This window comes from Brevibacillus fluminis, from assembly GCF_052072235.1.
In the GTDB taxonomy this organism is placed as follows: domain Bacteria; phylum Bacillota; class Bacilli; order Brevibacillales; family Brevibacillaceae; genus Brevibacillus_D; species Brevibacillus_D fluminis_A.
The window spans coordinates 5,375,495-5,397,521 of sequence record NZ_CM125436.1; the positions used below are offsets into that span (position 1 = coordinate 5,375,495).

Sequence of the window (22,027 nt, forward strand, 5' to 3'; positions counted from 1 at the left end):
TCCACCAGAGCTGGTCGACGATGATGTCCTCAAGGAAAAAAGGGAGTTAGGCGAGTACGTAGTCACGAGCCACATACCTTTACCCTACCTGTTCGATCAAGTCGACCATAATCTTTGTAAATTCTGCCTGGGACGAAAAGTTGTAGGTGGTAATTGCCTCGGGATACAACCGATTTAGTTGTTCCTGTATTCCCAGCAACTCTTGAGAAAAGTGCTTTTTCAAAGGACTGACCGTCGGAGCCGGCACAGTAGATGTAGAGGTAGAGACAACACCTGTAAAGTTCAAAATGTGCGGGAATTGCGTGTTTCTATGTGCGCCAAGCGGCTTGATAAAAGTGAGCAAAACACTCTCGAGCAGCGCCTTTACTCTTTCCTTGCGATCCTCAATCGAAATTTGATATTCCCGCTCGACATCATTAAACCCAACTCGGGATAATTCCGCATTCATGACAACCGCATACTCCCCTGAGCTTGCAGGTCTGTAAAAAATGTTTTGTCCGAGATTGGCTCCAGATTCACTACCCGATCCCTGTCCGCGATTCGGATCAAACTTCACGTGAAAATAGGACTCGGTCCTTGTTTTTTCCGGGAGTCCGACCATCCACCCAAACTCGACCGTAGACTTACGTGGAGTAGAGCGCCCACCTTGGGTAATCAACACGCCTTCAAGATCATCCACGGCGCAATGCTGGAGAACTTTCTTCACAGTATCACTGATGGCATTTTTATCTCCGAGTGTTTGAATAAAATCGCTATCTGCATTGATCCGGTTTGCATTAAATTTCTGGCATCCTGCGCACAAAACCAAACCCTTTTCTACTGCGAGTCCATGCAAATGCTCGGCTTGCATATGTTTCAGCATATCTCCAGAGATCGCGTTGACGACTGTAGGTTCACCGTCTCCATCCACAATATGAACCATACGTGTCTGAAGCTGATTGCCCTCAGCCCCCTCATTGTTCAACGCATGCATATCGAGAGTAAGCAATCCAGAGATTGACAAAGATTGAAAGGGGATACTCATATTTCTACCTCCTCATTAGTATAAGTCAATTCTACTTCCTGATCTTCTGTATCTGCTCCTTTGTCATCTTTACACGAGGCAAAGGCAATCAACAGCATCGCAATCGCTTCTGTTTCCTTTTGATTCGGGAAACGGTCCATCAATTCGGCAAACTCCTGGAGGTCTTGCATAGATACCCGTTTGCGCCGACGTCCTGGTGCTTCTCGTAGTTGCTCCTCACGTCTGGCATTTTCATAATTGAACTCGTTTATAAAATCGCTAATGACCGCTAACAGCTCCTCGCGAAATTTGGCCTTTCTTTTAATTTCCTGAAACAGCCCGTATTTGACTTCAAAAATTTGCCTGCCTTTTGCTTTTGCATATTGCTCGCTGACCGTCGCTTGTCTAATCGCCTTGGCGATGTTTTGAAAGCCTTTGTTATTGATGATTTCCACCACAGGCAACCGAGGTTGACTCAATGTAAACAACTCCTCCAAATGATTTTTCATAAAAGATCTTGCCGGTTTATCAGCTTCCCTGCGTTTCATACACCAGCAGCCATAACTGCCAAGAAATCGGAGAAACGACTGCCACTCATCGCTAGAGAGAAAATCGCGATACAGATGGAGGAGCTCTGCTTCTTCCGTAAAATCCTCATTCAGCAAAAACAGCACATCGCGATGCTCCTTGATAAGTGTTTCCCATCGTACGATATCCGCTTCGCCCTGCACCTTAAACCATTGCGGCAAGCCGATGCTAGCAATATTGGAAATGGGCTTGGCTGAACCTAAAGACTTGAAATAGGCAGTCTGCACGGCTGAAAAAACATCCCTCGGCGTCTCGCCAACATGTACTCTGTAGCCCCATTCACTGTCTGTAGGAACATCGGCTTTACCTACCAGAAAAAGTACAAGGTCAAATACAGCCAATATGTCTGCTTTACGCGATGTACGCACATAGCTGAACTTGAGTTCTTCCAACTCGTTTAGATGACGGTAGCTCGCTTTTGCAGGAACCACCACGTTCATTTTGATGTCGTCACCAATGGAATTTCCAGACAAGACGATATCTGAGCCAATAAAACGCAGCCATTCCTCGAACCAGTCGATAAACGAAGACGGCAATGGACCGCGTGCTGCACCATCTGCTTTCAGGCGGTTAACCCCTTTTCCTACGCTCGGATTAAATACTTGTACGGCAGCGACTTTGGGATTGAATTTGGTTGCGACCTCACCGGGAAGCTTCCCGTTTGCAAGAGCTTCCAGTTTCGCAATCACCGCCTGAGCCAGCTCTTCCTGTTTTGCGAAAACAATTTCCTCCAACAATTTATTCCTCGCGCTGATTCCTTGCAGTATATGAACTTTCTGATAGACATAAAACTTGGATGACACATTCGGAAGCTCCTCCTGCTCTTCTCCTCCCTTTTTTCGTTTGCGCGCCTCATGATAGGCATCTATGATTGCCTTGTTCGCCACATAATCATAGGGGACGATCCCTTCAGGAGCATTTTCCCCTGGCTTTGTCGCGATAAAATAGTAGAGCGGGTCCCGCTGCAGTATAGAGACTCCTTCTTCATTCAACTCGAGAGGTTTTGCCAGCTTTACGCCAAATCGACTGCTTTGCTCCGTAACAGATACCAGTGAGCTGTCACCTCCTTGCAAGACTCGGAGCATTTTCGTCAAACCTACAGCAGCAAGCGTATCAGCATAGGTTCCTGTTCTCTTCCCGATGTAAAACTCACGATAAACAGTCATCCGTCCCCTCCTTTCCGTTCTGCTTCCGGTTTTTCAACTGTTGTGAAGCCCGATCTGCGAGTCGCAATCTGCGTGACAAATACCAGTACAATGCCAGCACATCATTGTTTCGCAACCAACTTACAAGCTCGTCCGGGCGATACTGAATCGAATGCGGCTTCAAAACTGGCTCATATGGCAATCCATGCAAGCTTTTTAACACATGCTCTCTGGCTCCCTTGCAAAAGACAATTTTGTCAGACTTCTTGCTGTACGCGTTGTGATGGCGCATGATGGCAAGCAGGATCGGGACGGCGATTTTTCTGTCAAATGTCTTTCCACACCATTCCTGCAAAGCAACTGCACCTTCCACTGCATGATGTGGCGGCTTATATTTCCCTAACCGATAGGCATCCCGCTCTTCCTGATTCGTACCATCAAAATCAGTGTGGGCGAGCAATTCCAGCTCTTCTTTCCGTTTGTACTCCGTCTGCCAGCGACGCATCTTGCGCTGTACCTCTACTCCTAGTTTTCCCACGTCGTGCAAGGCTGTCACCAAATCGGCTATTTCCTCTATCTGATCTGGAGTCATTCGAAACCTTCTGGAAAGGAAATTCGTCGACTGTGAATATTTTCCTTTCTCTTCCCGGTTTATTCTGCGTATGTCTTGTACATGCTCCAGATAAGATTCCCGTTGGTAGCTAAAGCGTTGGGTCGCCGCCTTTTTCTCGTCGTCCAAAAATTTCGACACCCGCTCGTCAGTTTGTTTCTGGTTCTGCGACTCTTTCTTCAACTGCAACCCCACGACCGGGTGATACTTCGCCAGCTCTGGCGATAAAAGCACCGTCATATGAGCAAGAACTTCTTTGGGGGACTGGATCGGCTTCCATGTAACACGCGCGGAAATATCCTGTGAATCGGGAAACTGGGGAATCAAAATCAGTTGCTGGTTCTCCCATTTTTCCTTTGTCCATTCCAAGCCGTTCAGAAAAAAGTAAAGCCCTTTTCGTCCCATCGATACCATTTCTGGTTTCCGGTGCAAATCCACTTCTTCAGGTAAATGATGAATAATGATGGAAATATTATCGATGGCCCGGACTAGTTCGCCCATCTCTGCATCTCCGCGTATCAAAGCCCGTGTAATTTGATCTTCCCGCAAGAACAGATCGTGCATGACTAGCGCGATTCGTTTCTTGTCTATTTCGCCATGTACGGTCTCTATCAGTTGTTTTTCCAATTCATGCGTGATGATTGTCCCCGGTGCAAGCTCCTTTAACGCCCGCTCCGTTCTGAGCATAATCTGGTAGTCGTCGCTTTCTTCCTTTTGATACTGGCGGGAGACATACGGAAGAAAATGCTCGACACCTCCCTCTCTTAGCGAGTACACCTCTACCGTCCCTTCCTGAGCGGCAAAACGCGCACACCTTCCTGCTCGTTGCAAAAACGCATTCGCCGGACACAAATCCGTCAGCAGAAGCGTAGCGGAAATATCTAGCCCTGCTTCTACCACCTGCGTTGCGATCAGGATAGCTTCTTCTTTCGATTCCTGAGAAAAAGCTTGCATTATCCACGACTCTACACCCTCGCGATGGGTGGGGAACATTCGCGAATGCAATACGCGTACCTCTATCGCTCGTCCTTCTTGTTGCAAGATGCTTGCCAGCTCGAAATACAAGCTTTGCGCACGCTTGACTTCATTGACGATAACCAGCGTTCGACCACCCTGGTGCCTGCTCGCAATATCTTGTCCGCTCATCCGCTTGTCGCGCCAGTACAAGCTGCGCTTTCTCGTGGACAGCTTGTTCAATTCCTCTGTTTGCAATTTCACGCTCATCCCATCCAGATGCTTCTCTAGCACCGAAACTACAGGCTCAGGAGAAGTAGCCGTCATCAGTAAAAAACGCGTGTAAGGCTGCAGTCGCTTCATCATATCCAAAAATGTCGGCAACGCTTCCGTATACGACAGCAAATGAAATTCATCAATGACGACATACGCGCCGATCAAAGCGCCGGCGGGAATGTTGGCCGCTGCCTTTGACGTTCCGAAAGGCAAGCCGATATAGGCGCTGAGCAGTTGGTCAATGGTTGTGAAAATGACATCCCCCTGAAACAACGGGTCGTTTGGCTGGTTGCCCATTTGGAGAGTAACTTCGATATTCAAGGTTGATTTAAAATCATTTCTTTCGAGCGCTTGCTTTGTAGAATCATATAAGGAGGAGGCCAGCGTGCGTAATGGCAAGCAATAGATAACTCTATCTGCAAACTCCAACTTTTGCTTGCGTGCGTACAAAAAAGGGAGAAGAGCTGCCCACGTCTTGCCTGCTCCAGTGGGGGTGGTTAGGACTAGGTTGCGGCCCTCTAACAGGCGTTTTGCTACTTGAAGCTGGTAGGGATGAGGTTCGATTGAATTATCTTCTGGCTTGGCTTTGAGGAGTTCGGAAAAAAAGTTCTGCATGATCGGACCTCCTTATTGTAATGAAGCATCGTTTGTCCCCTTTTGGCGGGTCATTCATTACAAACACAACCAACATGGATTCCAAGAATAAGTTTCAGTCCCCTCGTTTAAATACGGGTTATTTTCAAATTTCTCTACACATATTATATTTTGGAGAGGTGATCCCTCTAATCACCTCTCCAGGAAGCGTTACTTACTTATGACGCTTCCAGAACCGTTGTGTTGTCTTCTCTGGTCTAATGATGATTAGAAAAATGAAAAAGTTCACCACCGTTCCTCCCCTCATTCACAGACATACCTAATTTATATGTGATGAGGATTTATTTTTAGAATACAAAGATTTTTAACACATCCAATTTAGTTCCAAAAATAAGGGGCAAATTAAAACGACACTTTCACTCGTCCCAAATCGAACGCCGTATTCTTCCCACAGTGAATAAGCTCCGCTGCCTTCAGCCACGGCATAAACTCCGCAAGTTCCCCTTCATACACAGCCCACCCAACTATTCCCCCCATCATCATCTTGACATCCTGCCTTGCAGAATATCGCTCATAATCCAGCCACTTCACTTGTTTATCCACAAGTCTCACTTTCTCCGCACGCTCCACCAGCTCGCGAATCGGCCACTCAGGCTTTACATCATGATGAAATTGCAGCAAGCCTGTCATACGGCGCAAGAGGTTGCGAAACAGCACATGAAACTGTACATCGTCGGTATACTTTCCCTTCCATTTCAATCGCAGGGGCGTCTCGAAAAAAATGATCATTTTTCCCGCATCACCAGCTCCCTCTATCCGAGCACGTTCCCGTTCTATAATCTCTTTCCCTGTGATGACAATCGGCTGATGCACCATCCCGCTCTCCAGATCCATGTACACTCTACGGTGGCAACCTCTGTACTCATCTCTGTTTTCCACATGAAGGAGCCGATACGGTTTTCTGCCTGTACCGATCCCTTCTCGTCCCAGGTTTTTGAAAGTCGTCACAAACAACGGCGCATAATCAATTGCCTTGCCAAACAGGCGCAAATCAAAAGTCAGCAGATCTCCAGCCTCATAATGCACCTGTTTATCCTGTGGCACCTCGAAAAGATAGGGGCGGGGAACTTGATCGTATTTTCCCATAAACCCATCTTCCTGATCCGGTCTTGTTTCAAAAATATAGGGATAAGCACAATAGGATAAAGCGGTACAGGAGGCGCAAGCTTGCTCCGCATGCACACAGGACAAGCGTCTAAAAACGTGACCAAACGCCCCTCGAAAGGTTGATGCCTTCCAGACTGGCAGTTCCAACCCCCGCTCCCCCGCCTCTATTGTAAACCGGTATTGCGCCACTCTCAGTTCCTCAAACAATACTTCGTCCTCCCTACTTGTCCCCTTTAACGGGTCATTGATCAGCGTATTTTCACTTTTACATATATTGGATAATTCGGTGTCCCTCCTTATTTCCCTCCATGCACTAACCGTAAAAAAACGCCTTTATTATGAAAAAAGGCGTTTTTCGTTTTCTCTTGTCGGACCTTCAATTCTGCTCCAAAGGTCGTACATTTTTTCCCACAGTCTTTCTCTCGACTGAGAGTCACATGGTACCTCCACAAAATTCCCAGTAGCAGTCATGTACAAGCCTGCACGGTCCACTTGCCAATGCAAACACTTCTCTACCGCATACGAATATAATTGGAGCTGTGGCGTATATTTTTCAACAATTCGTTTAAGCTGTACAGCATTTTTATACTGATGTGTCTTGAAGTCTACGATGGTTGCCTTGCCATCTGGCTTTAGCCACACTTTGTCGATGACTCCATTCAACGACAAAGCCCGCTTTTCCTGAACATTCTCAAATAACCGAATAGCAAACGGCATTTCGCTGTAAACCAACTTTCCATGACAGCATTCGGTATGCAACTCACTATTCAGAAATGTAATAATGTCATTCTGCAGCTTTCCCCACGCGAATACATGGGCTTCCTGACTCGTCACACCCACAGAGGCCAGTGCCATTTTAAAAAGATGTTCACGTATATGTTTCAAATCGTGGTCCTTTCGCAAGTGCTCCAAAACCCGGTGCAAAACACGGCCCCATTCATATACTTCCAATTTATTTTGTCCTCGGCCACGAAATGAGCTGTTACCTTCCCTTTTCTTGTTTTTCTGGTCATCTGCCAACAGCTCGACCCACTCTGTTACGCTCCACATTCGATTGGAAAAATAGCTTTTCCCCTTCTTCAACTGCCTCTCCTGGTTTCGGAATACAAGTTTTTCCATCGCGTGAGTCTTGTGCATCTCCTTCTTGAATGGACTCGGCTCTGTTCCTATTTTGACCAGCAAACTCCAATTTTGTCTCCTCACGATTTGCTCGCTTACCCCCTTCCTCAATTCAGGCACCAGAAACGGGAACCAATCAAACCAGTTGGAACATTCTTCAATAGAAGGCTTGTCGGTAAAGGCTGCAGCAGCTCCAGAGAAAATCAGCCGTTCCTGCGCGCGTGTTATGGCGACATAAAGCAAGCGTTTTTGTTCTTCAGCAATTGCTCGTCGCTCTTCTTCCTGAGCCCGACAATAGCTTAGTGTTGGCAACCACTCTTTGCTTTTCTGATGATAATACTGATTGGCTAAACCCCAATCACGACTGAAATGCAGCCTGCCTAATCCTTTTGAATAGCGGTGGGTAAGATCAGGAACGATTACAATCGGGAACTCTAGTCCTTTTGCTGCATGGATGGTCATGATCCTGACCTTTCCGTTTGCAGCTTCCTTTAGGTGCGTCTCCTCCTTATCGTCCCCTTCTCGAAGTCGTTGCCACCAGAGTAATAAATCAGCTAACTGAAACTCTCCTCGCCGCTCCAATTCATCAGCCAATTCAATCACAGGCTCAAAGCTCAGAAAACCCAATTTCTCCGCAATCCCTTCTTCGTATAAAACCGAATGGAGCCAATCTCCTAACCCCGCACGATTAATTAAACTCCTTACTCTCCATATGATTCTTTTTGCCTCAAGCAAACGGTTTCGATCTTCTCCACTGCAACATGTGTCTTCATGAGCCATGAAATTCAAAAATCCTTGCCTCAGTCCTGCTTGTTCTGCTATTTTCCACATCCCATGCTCAGATAGTCCAACAAGCGGTCCTCGCAAAAATCCAAGCAACGAAATATCATCCTCGATATTCTCCACCGTGCGTAATAGATGATAGAGGTCTTGCACCTCTTGCTGCTTCCAATAACCAGTCCCTGCGTAAACGACATACGGAATCCCTTTATGATCGAGCGCTTGCTGATATCTGGCTAGATGAGTTCGGGTCTGCAAAAGGATGGCAATATCCCCCCACAATGCTGGGCCGAATGCCACAATTCGCTGAGCGATTAACTGTGCTTCCACTTCTCTCGGATCATCCGTTTCGTCCGGGGAAGGGATCATTAATTCAATGGCAGTGTTCCCAGCGTTTACGTCTTCCGATAAACCCGGCGGCGCAGTTCCCTCATCTCCAAACAATCCTTTGGTCATTTCAGCGAAGAATGCTACCAGTGAAGGCGATGAGCGGAAATTTTCCCGTAAAGAAACAAACGAATCGTTCTTTCCCAACTGCTTTCGTATTCGCTCAAATCCACTTACGTCTGCCCCACGAAACCGATAAATAGACTGTCTCGCATCCCCTACCATAAACAGAGATGCCAAGCGGTTACTTCCTGCTTCTAGTTTGTCCAGAATTCCCTGTTGAATCTGACTGGTATCCTGAAACTCATCCACCAAAATATGATCGTACATCCTTCCGTACTTGACGCATATCTCCCTATGATTGTGGAGCAGCCCATATGCTTTCCTCTGCAAATCCGCAAAGTCACACCATCCGTATTCTTCTTTCCATACCCGATAAGCCTGATCGACTCGCTTCATCAAGCTAAAGATGCTTTCTCGAAAACGTACCGCGTTGTCCAGTAGAAATTCTCTCCAAAGCTGATCTTTTTTCCATATCGACAACTTCTCAAAATGCGCTTTGGCTTCCCGCGACACATTTTTCGTCACTTCACTAAATAAATCATGCAAGCATCTCTCTGCCTGCAAATATATCCCTTCGTCTTTAAGAGAAGAACGCCACCCACCTAACCGGGTAAAATCCTCCCAGGAAATCATCATTTTTTTCATTCGTACCAATGTAGCTGATGCAGTTATCGTACCGGAATGATAAAGATCTCCCAGTTGTGCCATGATCACTTGCAACTCTTCCCGACACTGCTTTAACTCAGCGGCTAGCCGCACTTCCGTTTTTTCACGAAGCTCATCCAAGTCAAGTGGGCTCTCCCGCCACGACTCATAAAAAGAATGGAACAGCTCCAGCGCCGTCTTTTCACCGCACTCCTCTATCCATTCGATCAGTTCACTGGAATCCGTCAGATATAGTTCCCGATCGATCACTTCTCGTATATATGCTTTTGCTGTTGCCTCATCTAGCAAGGTAAAAGCAGGATCCACGTCTGCCAGCAACGGGTTATCTCTGACGATCCTGCCGCAAAAACGATGAAAAGTCAGGACAGCAACCCCAGCGTTACCCATTTTGCGATCTATTCGCGCCTTCATCTCGTTTGCAGATTGATCCGTGAACGTAAGAGCCAGAATTCGTTCCGGTGCGACACCTCTGTGAGAAGTCAAGTGATGTACTCGTTCAACCAGCACTCTTGTTTTCCCAGATCCTGCCCCCGCTGAAACCAGAATCCGTGAGCCTTTTGCCTCGACTGCCTGACGTTGTGATGCCGTTAATCTTTCCATCCCTTCACTCCTCTCTTTTTGCATACTCATCTCTTCGGCAAACAGCTTGCAGAGAACAATGCTTGCACGCTGCGACATGACGCGGGAGTGGCAAGACGTCTCCCGAAGCCATCGCATCTACCAATTGAAAAAGGTGCTGTGTTACTCTTGCTTTATATGCTTCAAATTCACTTTTCGCCGAAAAAGTAATCCGTCCACCTTTTCCGGGATCTTTCAGAACAGCGAATCTTCCTTCTAATGGTGAACTTTCTACACCACCCATGCTTTCAAATGCAATCAAATACAAGGCCATTTGTAGGTCTAAGCCCCCCTCTATCTCTCGATTGGTCGGGCTTTGGGATAGCTTGTAATCTACAATCGTAAATCCTTTGTCACTTAAATCGACTCTGTCAATGATACCGGAAAGACGCAATTCCCTCTGATCTTGCTTGAATAGCAAAGGCTCCTCGCATGAACAAACATCCATTTTCTCCGCATGAACACGTCCAAAGCCCCATTCGGCCATTTGTACTACTCCGTCTTTATCTACCAGTTGCTCATTTTCTGTACGAAGGAACAATTGCAATTTTTTTCTTAGACTGTTGCGTTGCCCCTCCCATTTTGAACCACGGAAACCATATGTCCTTTCATACCGATGCAATTCCTCGTCCAAAAAGATAACAGCCTGATGTACTAGCTCATCGACAGTTTTCAACTTCTCCCCACTCAACATTCTAAGCACGTGATGCAGAATGCTGCCTATATCTGTTGGTAGCAGTTTCTCCTGACGCTCTACTTCCTCCCTCACTGCCAATACGCGATAAGAAAAATAAGAAAACGGGCATTTCGCATATTCATTCATGCCCGTCACACTAATCGGAATTGCCGGATCAAAAAAAGAAGGAGTAGCTACTGCCTTAGTCTTGCTACTGATTTTCTTGCAACCGGTTGGTAAATCCCGTTCGCTTTTTCTAGTCGTTCCTTGCCCAAACTCCGATTCTTCACTCCATTCTTTTATATAGCTTGATGGGACCGCGGGACGCCCTCGCTCTGCACGCAATGGCATAGACAGGATGGCCTCTCGTTGGGCAGACATCACTGCCCAGCCAAAAAGCCGGTCATCTTCCTCAACCAGCTCATCTACTGAAGGAGCTTTTACACCATTTAGGAATCCATTCTGTTCAAGGCATTGCCAAATCCAGTGTGGACTAGACGACCTTGGCCAAATTCCTTCTGCCAAGCCGACAATATATACATAAGCGAACTCTGCTCCATAGATTTGATCGGCCAAAAGAACATGCAAGCCATCATACTTCGTCTCCAAAGGCATAGACAATTGAAGAAAGGTCATCCGTTCACGAAACCATTTCACGAAACGATCCAGTTTAATCAATCTGCCTTTTTTCGGGTCTTTATAAATCAAAGCAATTTCTCGTCTTGTTCGAAGGGCATTCCGCACAGCTTCGTACTCTGTGCATTGCTGGGAGTGGCCTCGGTGTTTTCGCGCTAGCGTTTCGTCTGCATCTACCATTTCCAACAAACCATTTAGATGGGTTTCCCACGTCTCTTCGAGAAAGACAGATTGAAGTCGTCTTCTCAACCAAAAAAGAAATCTGATCCACTTTTGAGCATAAGCCTCGAACGGTGGCGCGATATGAAATTCCCCATTTTCTAGTAGATGCATGGTTCTGAGGCGGCTTCTCGTTTCTCGTCCCTTAAAAAGAGAAAGCCATCTTCCAAATTCGGCAGGCACTCCCGATTCCTTGATGACAGCCCGTCCCCAGGCAATTTCCGTATCAGACATCCCCATCATGGTGGCGTACAGGCTTGTACACGTCAAGAGATGCTTGCGTTGCCAGTTATATTTTTGTAATTGCAGCATGGCCAACAGCCGTTTCGCCAGAGACAAATTCAGCAAGGATAAGCTCCTCTGCCCTCTTATTCGAACTCCTCTCTTGCGCAGTTCGCGATGGACCTTCTGGAGATAAGCAACATTCGGTGTCACGATAGCAATTTCATTCGTGGAAACCCCTTCTTCAAGCTGTTGAATGATAGCTTCCCCCACTTGATCAATTTCATCGTTGCTGCTCATCCCAATCAGGCATTTCGCTTTTCCACGGGAAACAGGTAGCAAAGCCGAGGAAGAAGCTGAGATAAAAACGACCTGCGCAGGGAGTCTCGCAATAGCCTCCATCAACCGAACAACACCAGGAAAGGCGGGGAACTCTCCCTCAACAACGACAAGGTCAGCCGACATGTCGATTGCATTAGGCAGCTCCTTCAAATATTCTATAGCCAGATACATGAGCTGTTCGGATTCCTTGTAAGGGATATCGCGATTGTGAATCAGCTCATCGTATCCGCCATACACGAGACCAAGTTCTTGTAGGACAGGCTCCGTCCTCTTTTGAAAAGCGGGGAGCCAGTCTTCTTGTGATCGTTTTTCCAGGTCTTCGATCCACAAGGCAACAGATTTGGTCATCCCTGCATGCCGTAGACTTCCACTGAGTAAAGGAAGCTTACCTTCGCCTTCAAGCTGCAACATGACGGTCTCGATCAGGTCCTCCCGTAGCGGTTGATCGATCCGAACATATCCCTGCCCATTTTGCTGCATCAAACGCTCAACCAACTGGTGGAGAGTTAGCCATTGAATCCCGATGTATCCCCCTGTCACCTGCAGGAGTTCTTGCTGTCTCTGCTGGATTAGCAAGGGATGACTGCCTACAAACAAAACTCTTTGTTGCTTTTTGACAGCCTCAGTGAGGAGGGTAACGCTTTTCTTTTCATTGAATGTCATTGCAATATCTCCTGTACTCGCAGTCATGACAGCGGGCACGCGAAGTTGGTTCCGGGAAAGACTCGCTCTCCAACATGCGACGAATAACGGTTAAACTATCTTTCACATGTTTGCGCATGCCATCATTTATTTTCACAGGATGAACCGTCTTCGTAGGAATTTGATAAATGATAGCCTCATGAACAGGCACTTGAAAATGTTCCTCCAACAACATAGCGTACGCAGTCGCCTGGTATTTCGCATTGGTAAAAATCCGATTTTCGGTGTACTTAAACTCAACGGGTATATAGTGTGTTGTCCCCTTTTTCTGGTACGCAATCGTCAAATCCAGCTTGCCGTATATCCCCAGTGATTCACTCTTCACTTGCAGGTGAAACAACCTCTCTCCTTCTGTTAGACCATAGGAACGGTATCCTCTTCGTTTCTCCAACCGATCCAATTCAAGATGCTGGACGACCCCATGCTTCATCTTGTAAGATACGGGACGCGGAACTGGCATTACATAAAAATAGTAAGGAATACGTGCACAGTACAAATGCTGCTTTAAATCCGTAACATTCAACTCCACATTGTTAGCAAAAGCAACATTCTCTTCAATTAAAGGGGACATTTTCAATTTCTTTCACCTGCTTGCTATCTTTTTCACACAATGGGTACATCTGGATGTTTCCAACATCTACACCGAGAATTTTATGTAAACGCAAATACAACTCTTGCAAGCGATTATTGGAAAGTTCGCCTTTAAATGCGCTTTTTTGAACACGACACAATCCATAGTCTTTACAGGCTTCAGCTACTCTTGTCCTGACTTTATCCTCTTGAACATCGTAGATCACCAGTAAATGCACCCTCTACCAACTCCAAACAAATGGTTTGTAATCTCGTTCTCCTCTAAAATAGGTGGCGAGATGATAGGCTTGTCTCTGGATGATTGTTTTCAGCTGATATTTTTTCCCTTCGTACCTGTCTTTGCTCTCCAGACGTTCCTGAATTTCTCGTGCAATCACACGGCGGCTTTCCACATGCAACCCTTCTTCATCCAGTTTGGGTACAAACCCTTTTGTAAACATGGAAAGCACAGTTCTATCCACGACGGACTGGCGAAACTCTTCCATAAAATCAAGTACGAAAGAAGGCCTCCCTGACCGATCGACATGAAGAAACCCTGCACACTCCTCCAAACCTGCCAATAACACTGCTTTCGCTACTTCATTTTTCAAGCAACCGTACCCATAGTTCAGTACGAGGTTCACGGAATCCTTTGCCCCCCGATGCTCCCTTCCCTGAAATCCCAAATCCCGATGTAGCAATTGCTTTACCATTTCCCAATAAGCGTACGCTGCCCGTCCCTCTACTGACATTATCGCGCTGCGTATATCATCCACTTTGTTGCCTTGAATGTGTTCTAATTCATCCAACCTTTGTTCCATATTCGTTATTGTCGTTTGAAATAGGCTTTGTAGATTCTCACTCTTGTCTTTCCGGTTTTTAGCCCAGTATTTTACGAGATTGACTTGCGCTCTTATTTTTGCCCGCACAAAATGCTTGCTGACTCCCACACCACGTTCATCGTTGTAAGCCTGTAATTGTGCTCTTCTTGTGGCAACTGTTGCTTGCAAAGATGGTGACACAAGTTTGGCAAAAGGTTCTCCTCTATTGGATAAAAAATGAATATGGATCCCGTTTTCGATACACTGTTCTACGACATCTGAGGAAATGGACACTCCCTTCGAGGAAATGACAACATCATCCACTTGGAAAAACGGGATTTCCTGTACAACTTTTCTCTCCTTGTCCCGAATCACCAAACGTTCACTGGTCTTACGCAAGGCATAGCCATATTCATCAATCACAACCTGCACAAGCATTCACTCCATATTTATCAGGATAGATTCAGTGTCGTCAGAAAATTGGAGGAGTAAACGAAATCAGGAAAAAACAAATACTCTCTGTGGAAAACCGGCAGAGAGGTTCTTATCTAAAACTATTTTTCAATATGTGCAAGAAGCTACTTCTGCACTTGCCTGACTCCCGATCATAGTTGCTCGACTCGAATAACATCAGATTTAGCCCGCTATACATTGACCAACTAACAAAAAGCCTTGATATGACGCACTTCTCAAACCGCAATGAATAGCGAGCCTCTGCCATAAACAAAAAAAGCCACCTCTACAGGTGGCATCACTGAAATGTATGGTGGAGGCGGGTCGTGGCAGTTTAAAACCACAATTAGGCGTACAGTGCTACTACGTATGTCCAAGATTGCAGCCTAGAAATTGATCCATTAGCAGAAGCCCACTTTTAGAGTATTGTATTAAAAACCGATTATGGTACAATAATCATCAAGATACACATCCTAAATCAGGATGTGTATCTTGATTTAGAACGCATGTTCCTGTATAGTTTTATATAATCTGTTGAACTAGGAGATGCCTATTATGCAAAAGGTTATCAATTATCAAGTATTTTATGAAGTACTTATGAATCTGAGAGAAGAATTTTATCGTAACGGAAGACTTGATGATTCTAATGCAAAGCTAGATGAAATTGTAAAATTACTTGTAACAAGCTATTACGAATCAATGGTAGGAACTAATCGGTTTGAGTTAAATAGCTTAGAGCGCATTGCACAAGAAATGTACGGGGCAAAAGAAGCCATTTCAAAAGCTTTAAGATTTGTATTTGAAGACGTCAGCAGCAAACCTATGTTTTTCAATAACGATGGTACTAATATTTTTGGACCCAATCCAAGCTTAAATATCCAACCATCTGAAAACGAATTTGCTATTAATCTAGTAAAGGAAATTAGTAAGATTGATTTTAGCTCTCTGTTACACAGCGGCATCCATTCTGATTTTGATATTATTAATGAATGTTTCGGCCATTTTGTTAGAGATAACTTCCGGAATAACAAAGAAGATGGGCAATACATGACACCTCAAGAAATCATCTACCCCGTTCTTGATATGGTGTTCCATGATATTTTTCAGGACGCGGATTTTAATAATTCTCTTATCAAAACAGAAGGTAAATTTTTAATGATGGATCCCACATGTGGAGTAGGTACATTTTTAATCGAAGGATTAAGATATTTGTTGAAACATGTAGAATCCCTTGATATTCCTGAATCAAACAAAAAGAAAATAATTGGAAATCTAAAAACCAATGGTGCAATTGGGCAAGATAAAGTAGATAGAATGGTTAGGTTATCGAAAATAAATATGTTATTTATGGGAGCGAATATATCAAATATTTATCATGGAAATAGTATAACCAACGGATCAAATTTAGATGACTTTATAGAGAAAGTAGATTTAATTATTACAAATCCTCCTTTTGGCGCTGTTTATAATATTCAGGAGGTAAAAAATACAACTATATATTCAATACTTAACAACTTAGACAGTGAATTTTCTAATATCGATTCAGAATTAATTTTGCTGGATAGGTGTATCAAATTGTTAAAACCTCTAGGTAGACTCGTCATTGTTTTACCCGATAGTGTTGTGTCAGCAAAAGGAATATACTCTAATTTTAGAGACGAAATACTCAAAACATGTGACATTAAAGCGATAATAGATTTGCCCGGGGTTACCTTTGCACAAGCTGGCACAAGAACAAAGTGTGTGATTCTATACTTACAAAAGAAAAAAAGTAATAATAATAGTATTTTTATGTCCGTTTGTGATGATATTGGATATGACGTAAAGGAAAGAAAAGGTGTACCTGTAAAACTGGAAAAAGGCATAAATCAAATGCCTATTATCTCAAAAGCCTATACTCATTCTAAAAAGGAATTAATCCAATCTCAGATATATAGAATTGAATTAGATGATCCTTCGTGCTCTCTGATTAATGAACAACATCTTCTTGATAATTTTCTTACTCCTAATTTTTATAAGTCTGACCGTCTTAAAACTATGATTCTGCTTGAACGTATAGACCGGACCCTTTTTGATGTAAAAGAGCTTGGGGAAATTGCGGAATTTGTAAATAAGAAAAGAAAAGCCCTGCATGTTAATGATGATATTCGACATATTAGCGTACTGCATATAAACCCCGATTATACAATCGATTTTGAAGCAGTAAACGAATTCCAACCCGTAACTAAAGGAAATGAGTGTTTTGAAGGGGATGTCATACTTTCAAAGATAAATCCAAGAATCCCCCGGGTAGCTGTTGTCCCCGAGTTTAACAAAAAGCTTGTGTGTTCCAATGAGTTTGAGATCCTTGTAGCAAAAAATGGTGTCGATCCTTATTTACTTCTAATGCTACTTAATATGGAATTGGTTAGAAATCAAATAGAGTGTTTGACAGCTGGTACCTCCTCCTCTCACAATCGGATTAAAAGAGATCAACTTAGCGGTATACTTATTCCCATGCCAAAAAAAGGAACTACAATTTACAATGATCTACTGGCACTCGGAGACAGAAGTCGTCGTGTTATTCAACAAAAGTACAGTGCAACAAGGGAGTTACTGGAGCAAAAGCTTCATTTGAAGGAGTTACTTGGTGTTTAAGAAAGAAAGAAGCGGGAACAAAATATACCCCGCTTCTTTCCTTTTACTATTCAAACTTATGGATCTGAACGTCTCCATTCGAGTCTTCCTCGGCATGAAAAATCAATCTTGATCCCTCAGTATTTTCCAGTTCCACTCTCAGTTTCTCGAACCCATCTTCACGTCCGTTGCCATGACGAGCAAAATCATCATTTGTGCGATTTCTTGGCGGGAACAGTTGAAAATTAACATCTGCTCTACGCGTCATATTTTGGAATTTCGGATAACCAAGCTTATCCATCCATTCGATGTACCTTTCCCTTAAAACCTCATGCTCTTGAACATTGGCCATCCAAATCCTCACTCTGAATTTTCCTTCAGGTGTTAGATCCATTGATACTAGATAAAGTTTAGTGTAATTCAAAAAACCTTCCATGATTTCCGTATTGTTTGCCGTAAAATTCCACCGAGGCGCTACTGCGCCTTTCTTATCTAGTGAATCTAAAAAATTTGCAGACTTCACTTCAGATCCATCTATTAGGTCATCGCCTCTTCCCCTCATCCCCTGTCCAGGAACCTGCGTAACGAGGGACACAAGATGCTGAGCAATATAGCCAGTATCAATTTGCGCTGATTGGCTTGTTGTCGTACTCCAAAGTGCCAATCTCTTTCTTTGATCAACAACTTGCTCTTCTAATAGATTCTTTGCAAGTTCCATTCTATCGCGTTTACTAAACATCCCCAAAATAATCCGTGATAACATCACACGTTCTTCAACGCTTAGTGCTCTTACATTGAATCTGGCTGTAATATCCATTGTAATATCCTGGATTTCCCGTTCCTCATTAAGGCCTCTTGAATAAATACTCTCGATGGTTTCTCTAACCGTTTGTTCATCCATAAATGTAAACACGATAAATTCCCCCTCGGTTGGTTGTGTTTACATTATATACCATCAAATGAGTGCTATCAACTTTTTTATTGAGTGCTATCATATTTTATTCTCCGTGCACTGAATAACTATTGTGTGCTTAATTTTTCCATTACAAAGTCCAATCTGAAGCAAACTGTTCCTTTCTGTTCACAAGGTCTATACGAAGATTATGACTATGTAGAAAGCCAATTTCTTAAAAAGCAATAATGAATCGGGCATTCAATTGTTCCTACAGTAAGTAATGAAAAAGTTTTTGAAGCAAATATATTTTGCAATCGATGTATTGCAAATACACGGTTGACCTGTATTTGGCAAGCAAAAAGTGCAGAGTTCGGCAACCATTTTGTGCATAGCCATGCCAGACTAAATTTATAAAAATTAGCGGTGTGATAGAGCATGCTGAAGGCAATAACTCTCTCCTGTGAAGGCTACGATGTGAGCATGATGCACAAGGCGGTTAATCAATGCTGCGGTTAAGGGGTTATCTCCGAAAACCGTATTCCATTTGCTAAATCCCAAATTTTAGGTGACGATGACGCTGGTCAGCTCATAACATTCTGAGATTACATGGAAAAAGAGATTAGCACCGTTCTTGTGAAATGGAACCCTATCAGTAAAAAAATAATCTGATCAATATAAAAAATGAGGGTAGCGAGCAAATCGCTACCCTCTGTTTTTACCTAGGAGTACACATTCCACTGTTTAAAGCATCTGGATCATAATGTATTAATTCATATTTCGATCCATCCCAAATCGCGTTCAAAAGTAAAGGATAATCAAGGTTTCCACAGGTATTTCTAAATTCATTAGAATTTTTATTTCTCGGTGGATGAAGTTGAAAATTTGTACTTATGATCTGACCGCTTTCTACTTGTTTATACCACTTCCTACACATTTCCCTAAAAACTTCATCCTTCTGTGTTCTGACAACCCAGACTCTAACCCTTTCTCTATTTGAATTTGGTTCATTATCCCATAAAACAAAGAACAGAAGTGGCATTGCATCAAGAGAAGCCATATTACCAGACTTACTACTTTTTGTGCCAGCTTTTATAACTCCATTGAATCTTGGTGTATCGATAGCTCCCCAGGTATTTGCCGCTTTAACATCGGAACCGTCTATCAAGTCCGCACCCTTTTTCCTACCAGGACCTTTAATTCCAGTAAGTAAACTGACCAGAATTTGGGACCAGGCCCTAGAGTCTTCTGGAGTTGGCTGACCTGTAAAATCGGCATATGGTTTTGCTTGAAAAAAAGCTTCGTGATGCATTTTTAGAAAATCTAATACATTTTTCATACTATTGGACCCTTCTTTCACTTAATCTTACTTTCTCATTATTTAGAATAACAAATTTCGAGATATTTTCCAAAAAAGAGAAAGATTGTAGCTTATATTTATAGATTCTAATAGGTAATGAGTATTTACATGATCTTGTTTGTCAACTTCTTCAAACCCCTTGTGCAAAAAAAGATTGAAAAATACATTAAAATCCGTGATATAGAATAACAAATTAAGAGGCAATGTTTCTTCTTTTTGTTACTTTTACGCTTCTTACTACTTGATTTTATCGCAGGGGCAACAAATCCAAATATAATGATGGCACCAATTATCCATTCGATAGCTTCCATGACGAACTCCTGTCTTCTTCTTAACATTCAACACTATTTTACAATGCAAGGAAATATTTTACTACCAATTCCCTTACATCAAGTATTCCTTTTAAACGTTCCCCGCTAACAGCTAACTATTCAAATTGAAGCCATTCATCTTATACATCCCCATATTGATAATTGCAATTTTCTCCAAAAAGACTTATTATTAATATAATGAATACAACACTTCAGCACCTGAGCCAGTGGACAACCTCTAACTAAACTAGCTGAGGATAACCAAAAGGCAGGACGAAGTTATTTGGTAAAACCTACATACTAGGTTTGGATAATAACGCTGATTACAAAAGCATCTCAAAACTACTTTGGGATTTTTTTGTAATGAGTGTTTTTTTGTGTTCACCGAATGAAGTATTGCCTCATTTCAAACGAAAGGATGAAAATGACATGAGCAAAAATTTGCATGTACTGAACAGTGTTTTACAGGATAACAAGGAGAGCAGTTACATTGAAAGAATTAGAGATGTTTATCGGAAGTATGCCTTCACGGATCGTCAAAAGAGGGCATGTGAACTATTCTTGTTTGAGCCAACAAAAGAAAATGCTGTTAAGTCTTTAAAACTAACTCCGAAAGCATGGGTGTTTGTACGGAATTTTTTAAGTAAAGAAGAATTGACTGAGGTAATAATTTCAATTATTGAGAAAGAGAAAATTAATAGCACATATTTGAAGGTACTAACTGGTAACGCGTTCTTAAACGATCTGGTTGATCAACTTCTTCAGACCCCTATTGCAGAAAAGATAGAAAAATATTTAAAAATCCGTGAAATGAATAACAAACTAAGAAGGTAATCATTCAACGTACTCCCCTTTGCTCATTCTGGGCAAAAGGGGATTTTTTCATTACCGAAACGATCCTGCTTTGGAACATATATTATTTCTTTGAAACAACATTGAAATCCTCGGGTTCTAATAACTGATCCCCAGCTAGGCAAAACAACAATTCCCCGTCCCGTGTTGCTCAGGATGTTTTGGGAGGTTGCTTAGTCGATCCCGGTGACATCAATAAGTTGACCTTAGCCGTGAAACGTTCCATCGAAAGCGAAAGTACTGTCAAAAGTGTCCTAAAGGAGCAAAAGACGGTACTTTCGCTTTATAAATTTGAAAATGGAGTGATCAAAATGTCCATCAACCCCAACGAGAAAGAAAAACGTGCAATCTCAGCTCTCATCCAAGATCGGATCGACGAGCACTTGGCACACTTCCCGTACGCCAGATACCCGGTCGAGCCGCTGGAGCCCTGGAGGCGAACCTTTTCCGACCCGAAATCCCTCCCATTGGAAACGCTCCGTCAGGTGCTTCGGTGGCCCCTCGGCGGCTGGGCAAGAAATGACTTGCCTTCGGCACACAGCCGGACAATCAACGCCTTCATCAAGTCGTGGCCGGAATTTACCGAAAACACAGCTTTCGAGCCATCGGAAGTCTTTCGCTTCTGGCAGCAGAAACTCACGGATTGGCAAAACGGCTTCAACGCCGTCGCATTCCTCCTGCACCTGATGCACCCCGACGCTATCGAGATCGTCGATTCACACCGGATCAGCGCCATGCGTGAGCTAATGAAAACAGCAGGACTCCCAGTCGGCGAGCATCCTCATCCCCTCTCGTTCGCCGCTTTGGAGCAGTACAGCCAGTTTTTCCGGCTCATCCTTCCGAAGCTACCCTATGGATCGGATTCGCGCAACAAGTTGGATCGCTTCCTCAAAGCTTACGGCAATCGGCACGCCTACAGGAATGTAGCAGCGGCTTTCCGGACGATCGAGCCGAGAATCCGCGAGTTTTCTTGGGAAACGGCGTCCTCAAAGCGGTTCGACCTGAGCAAGATCAAGCTCCGCTCCAACGCCGATGTTCTGTTCGCTTGCCTTCTGCTCGCATTAGAGCAAAGCGATCAAGCGGGCGCGACTCTGACGATCAGCCAGATTGCCGAGCTCATCCCTCTCGGCACTGGGGGCATCTGCAATCCTGCAAGCTACCAGTACGCCATGATTGCCCTTTTCGGCTGCCAAAAAGGCAGAGATTACTTTCAGATGAACAATCCGGCCCTAAAAGAAGCCTTCACCAAAGAAGCCAACAACTCGGCTCGCAACATGAATTTTTGGAAGCAAAATTTAGACGAATCAGTTGCCATAAACCCGAAATATCAGCTTAACGATGGGAAAAGAAAGCGAGGAATAGCAAATGAAAGACCTTAGGGGAAA

At 43.8% G+C, this 22,027-nt stretch carries 14 protein-coding genes and 1 pseudogene; 3 read left to right on the top strand and 12 right to left on the bottom strand.

Annotated features, from left to right (window positions below; all coding sequences use genetic code 11):
* Nucleotides 1–79 precede the first annotated feature (79 nt).
* The 9 genes from ACTID9_RS26275 to cas1 all read right to left on the bottom strand — a co-directional run bounded on the left by ACTID9_RS26275 (nucleotide 80) and on the right by cas1 (nucleotide 14,590).
* The gene (locus ACTID9_RS26275) at nucleotides 80–1,024 is read right to left on the bottom strand and encodes a DevR family CRISPR-associated autoregulator (RefSeq protein WP_441068226.1); all 945 of its coding nucleotides are present in this window, start codon (nucleotides 1,022–1,024) and stop codon (nucleotides 80–82) included.
* A complete protein-coding gene (locus ACTID9_RS26280; RefSeq protein WP_441068228.1) occupies nucleotides 1,021–2,757 on the bottom strand; it encodes a hypothetical protein in 1,737 nt (578 codons plus the stop codon). The genes ACTID9_RS26275 and ACTID9_RS26280 overlap by 4 nt, the downstream gene beginning before the upstream one ends.
* Nucleotides 2,741–5,191: a CRISPR-associated helicase Cas3' gene (cas3, locus tag ACTID9_RS26285; RefSeq protein ID WP_441068230.1), complete on the bottom strand. Its 2,451-nt coding sequence runs from the start codon at nucleotides 5,189–5,191 to the stop codon at nucleotides 2,741–2,743. Before cas3 ends, ACTID9_RS26280 begins: the two co-directional genes overlap by 17 nt.
* A 381-nt stretch (nucleotides 5,192–5,572) precedes the next feature.
* Nucleotides 5,573–6,544: a CRISPR system precrRNA processing endoribonuclease RAMP protein Cas6 gene (gene cas6 / locus ACTID9_RS26290; protein WP_441068232.1), complete on the bottom strand. Its 972-nt coding sequence runs from the start codon at nucleotides 6,542–6,544 to the stop codon at nucleotides 5,573–5,575.
* A gap of 129 nt (nucleotides 6,545–6,673) precedes the next feature.
* A complete protein-coding gene (locus tag ACTID9_RS26295; RefSeq protein WP_441068234.1) occupies nucleotides 6,674–9,952 on the bottom strand; it encodes a UvrD-helicase domain-containing protein in 3,279 nt (1,092 codons plus the stop codon).
* 4 nt (nucleotides 9,953–9,956) lie between these two features.
* Nucleotides 9,957–12,728: a PD-(D/E)XK nuclease family protein gene (locus ACTID9_RS26300; RefSeq protein ID WP_441068236.1), complete on the bottom strand. Its 2,772-nt coding sequence runs from the start codon at nucleotides 12,726–12,728 to the stop codon at nucleotides 9,957–9,959.
* Nucleotides 12,715–13,338 carry a CRISPR-associated protein Cas4 gene (gene cas4 / locus ACTID9_RS26305; RefSeq protein WP_441072738.1) on the bottom strand — a complete coding sequence of 208 codons (624 nt, stop codon included), beginning with the start codon at nucleotides 13,336–13,338 and terminating at the stop codon, nucleotides 12,715–12,717. Before cas4 ends, ACTID9_RS26300 begins: the two co-directional genes overlap by 14 nt.
* The gene (gene cas2 / locus ACTID9_RS26310) at nucleotides 13,322–13,576 is read right to left on the bottom strand and encodes a CRISPR-associated endonuclease Cas2 (protein ID WP_441068238.1); all 255 of its coding nucleotides are present in this window, start codon (nucleotides 13,574–13,576) and stop codon (nucleotides 13,322–13,324) included. Before cas2 ends, cas4 begins: the two co-directional genes overlap by 17 nt.
* A gap of 3 nt (nucleotides 13,577–13,579) precedes the next feature.
* The gene (gene cas1, locus ACTID9_RS26315; RefSeq protein ID WP_441068240.1) at nucleotides 13,580–14,590 is read right to left on the bottom strand and encodes a CRISPR-associated endonuclease Cas1; all 1,011 of its coding nucleotides are present in this window, start codon (nucleotides 14,588–14,590) and stop codon (nucleotides 13,580–13,582) included.
* Between the two features lie 576 nt (nucleotides 14,591–15,166).
* Here cas1 and ACTID9_RS26320 point away from each other — a divergent pair.
* Complete coding sequence (locus ACTID9_RS26320; RefSeq protein WP_441068242.1) at nucleotides 15,167–17,248, top strand: N-6 DNA methylase; 2,082 nt, start codon at nucleotides 15,167–15,169, stop codon at nucleotides 17,246–17,248.
* Nucleotides 17,249–17,294: 46 nt separating this feature from the next.
* Here ACTID9_RS26320 and ACTID9_RS26325 read toward each other — a convergent pair whose 3' ends face one another.
* From ACTID9_RS26325 to ACTID9_RS26335, 3 genes and pseudogenes are all read right to left on the bottom strand, one after another.
* Entirely contained in the window at nucleotides 17,295–18,140 is an 846-nt protein-coding gene (locus tag ACTID9_RS26325) for a MamI family restriction endonuclease (protein ID WP_441068244.1), read from the bottom strand.
* 399 nt (nucleotides 18,141–18,539) lie between these two features.
* Nucleotides 18,540–18,767: pseudogene (locus tag ACTID9_RS26330) on the bottom strand (ATP-binding protein); the annotation flags it as partial.
* A gap of 70 nt (nucleotides 18,768–18,837) precedes the next feature.
* On the bottom strand, nucleotides 18,838–19,458 hold the full coding sequence (locus tag ACTID9_RS26335; RefSeq protein ID WP_441068246.1) for a MamI family restriction endonuclease: 621 nt from the start codon (nucleotides 19,456–19,458) through the stop codon (nucleotides 18,838–18,840).
* 761 nt (nucleotides 19,459–20,219) lie between these two features.
* On the opposite strand from ACTID9_RS26335, the gene ACTID9_RS26340 reads away from it, so the two are divergent.
* Complete coding sequence (locus ACTID9_RS26340; protein ID WP_441068248.1) at nucleotides 20,220–20,624, top strand: hypothetical protein; 405 nt, start codon at nucleotides 20,220–20,222, stop codon at nucleotides 20,622–20,624.
* 230 nt (nucleotides 20,625–20,854) lie between these two features.
* The gene (locus ACTID9_RS26345; protein ID WP_441068250.1) at nucleotides 20,855–22,021 is read left to right on the top strand and encodes a hypothetical protein; all 1,167 of its coding nucleotides are present in this window, start codon (nucleotides 20,855–20,857) and stop codon (nucleotides 22,019–22,021) included.
* Nucleotides 22,022–22,027: the final 6 nt, after the last annotated feature.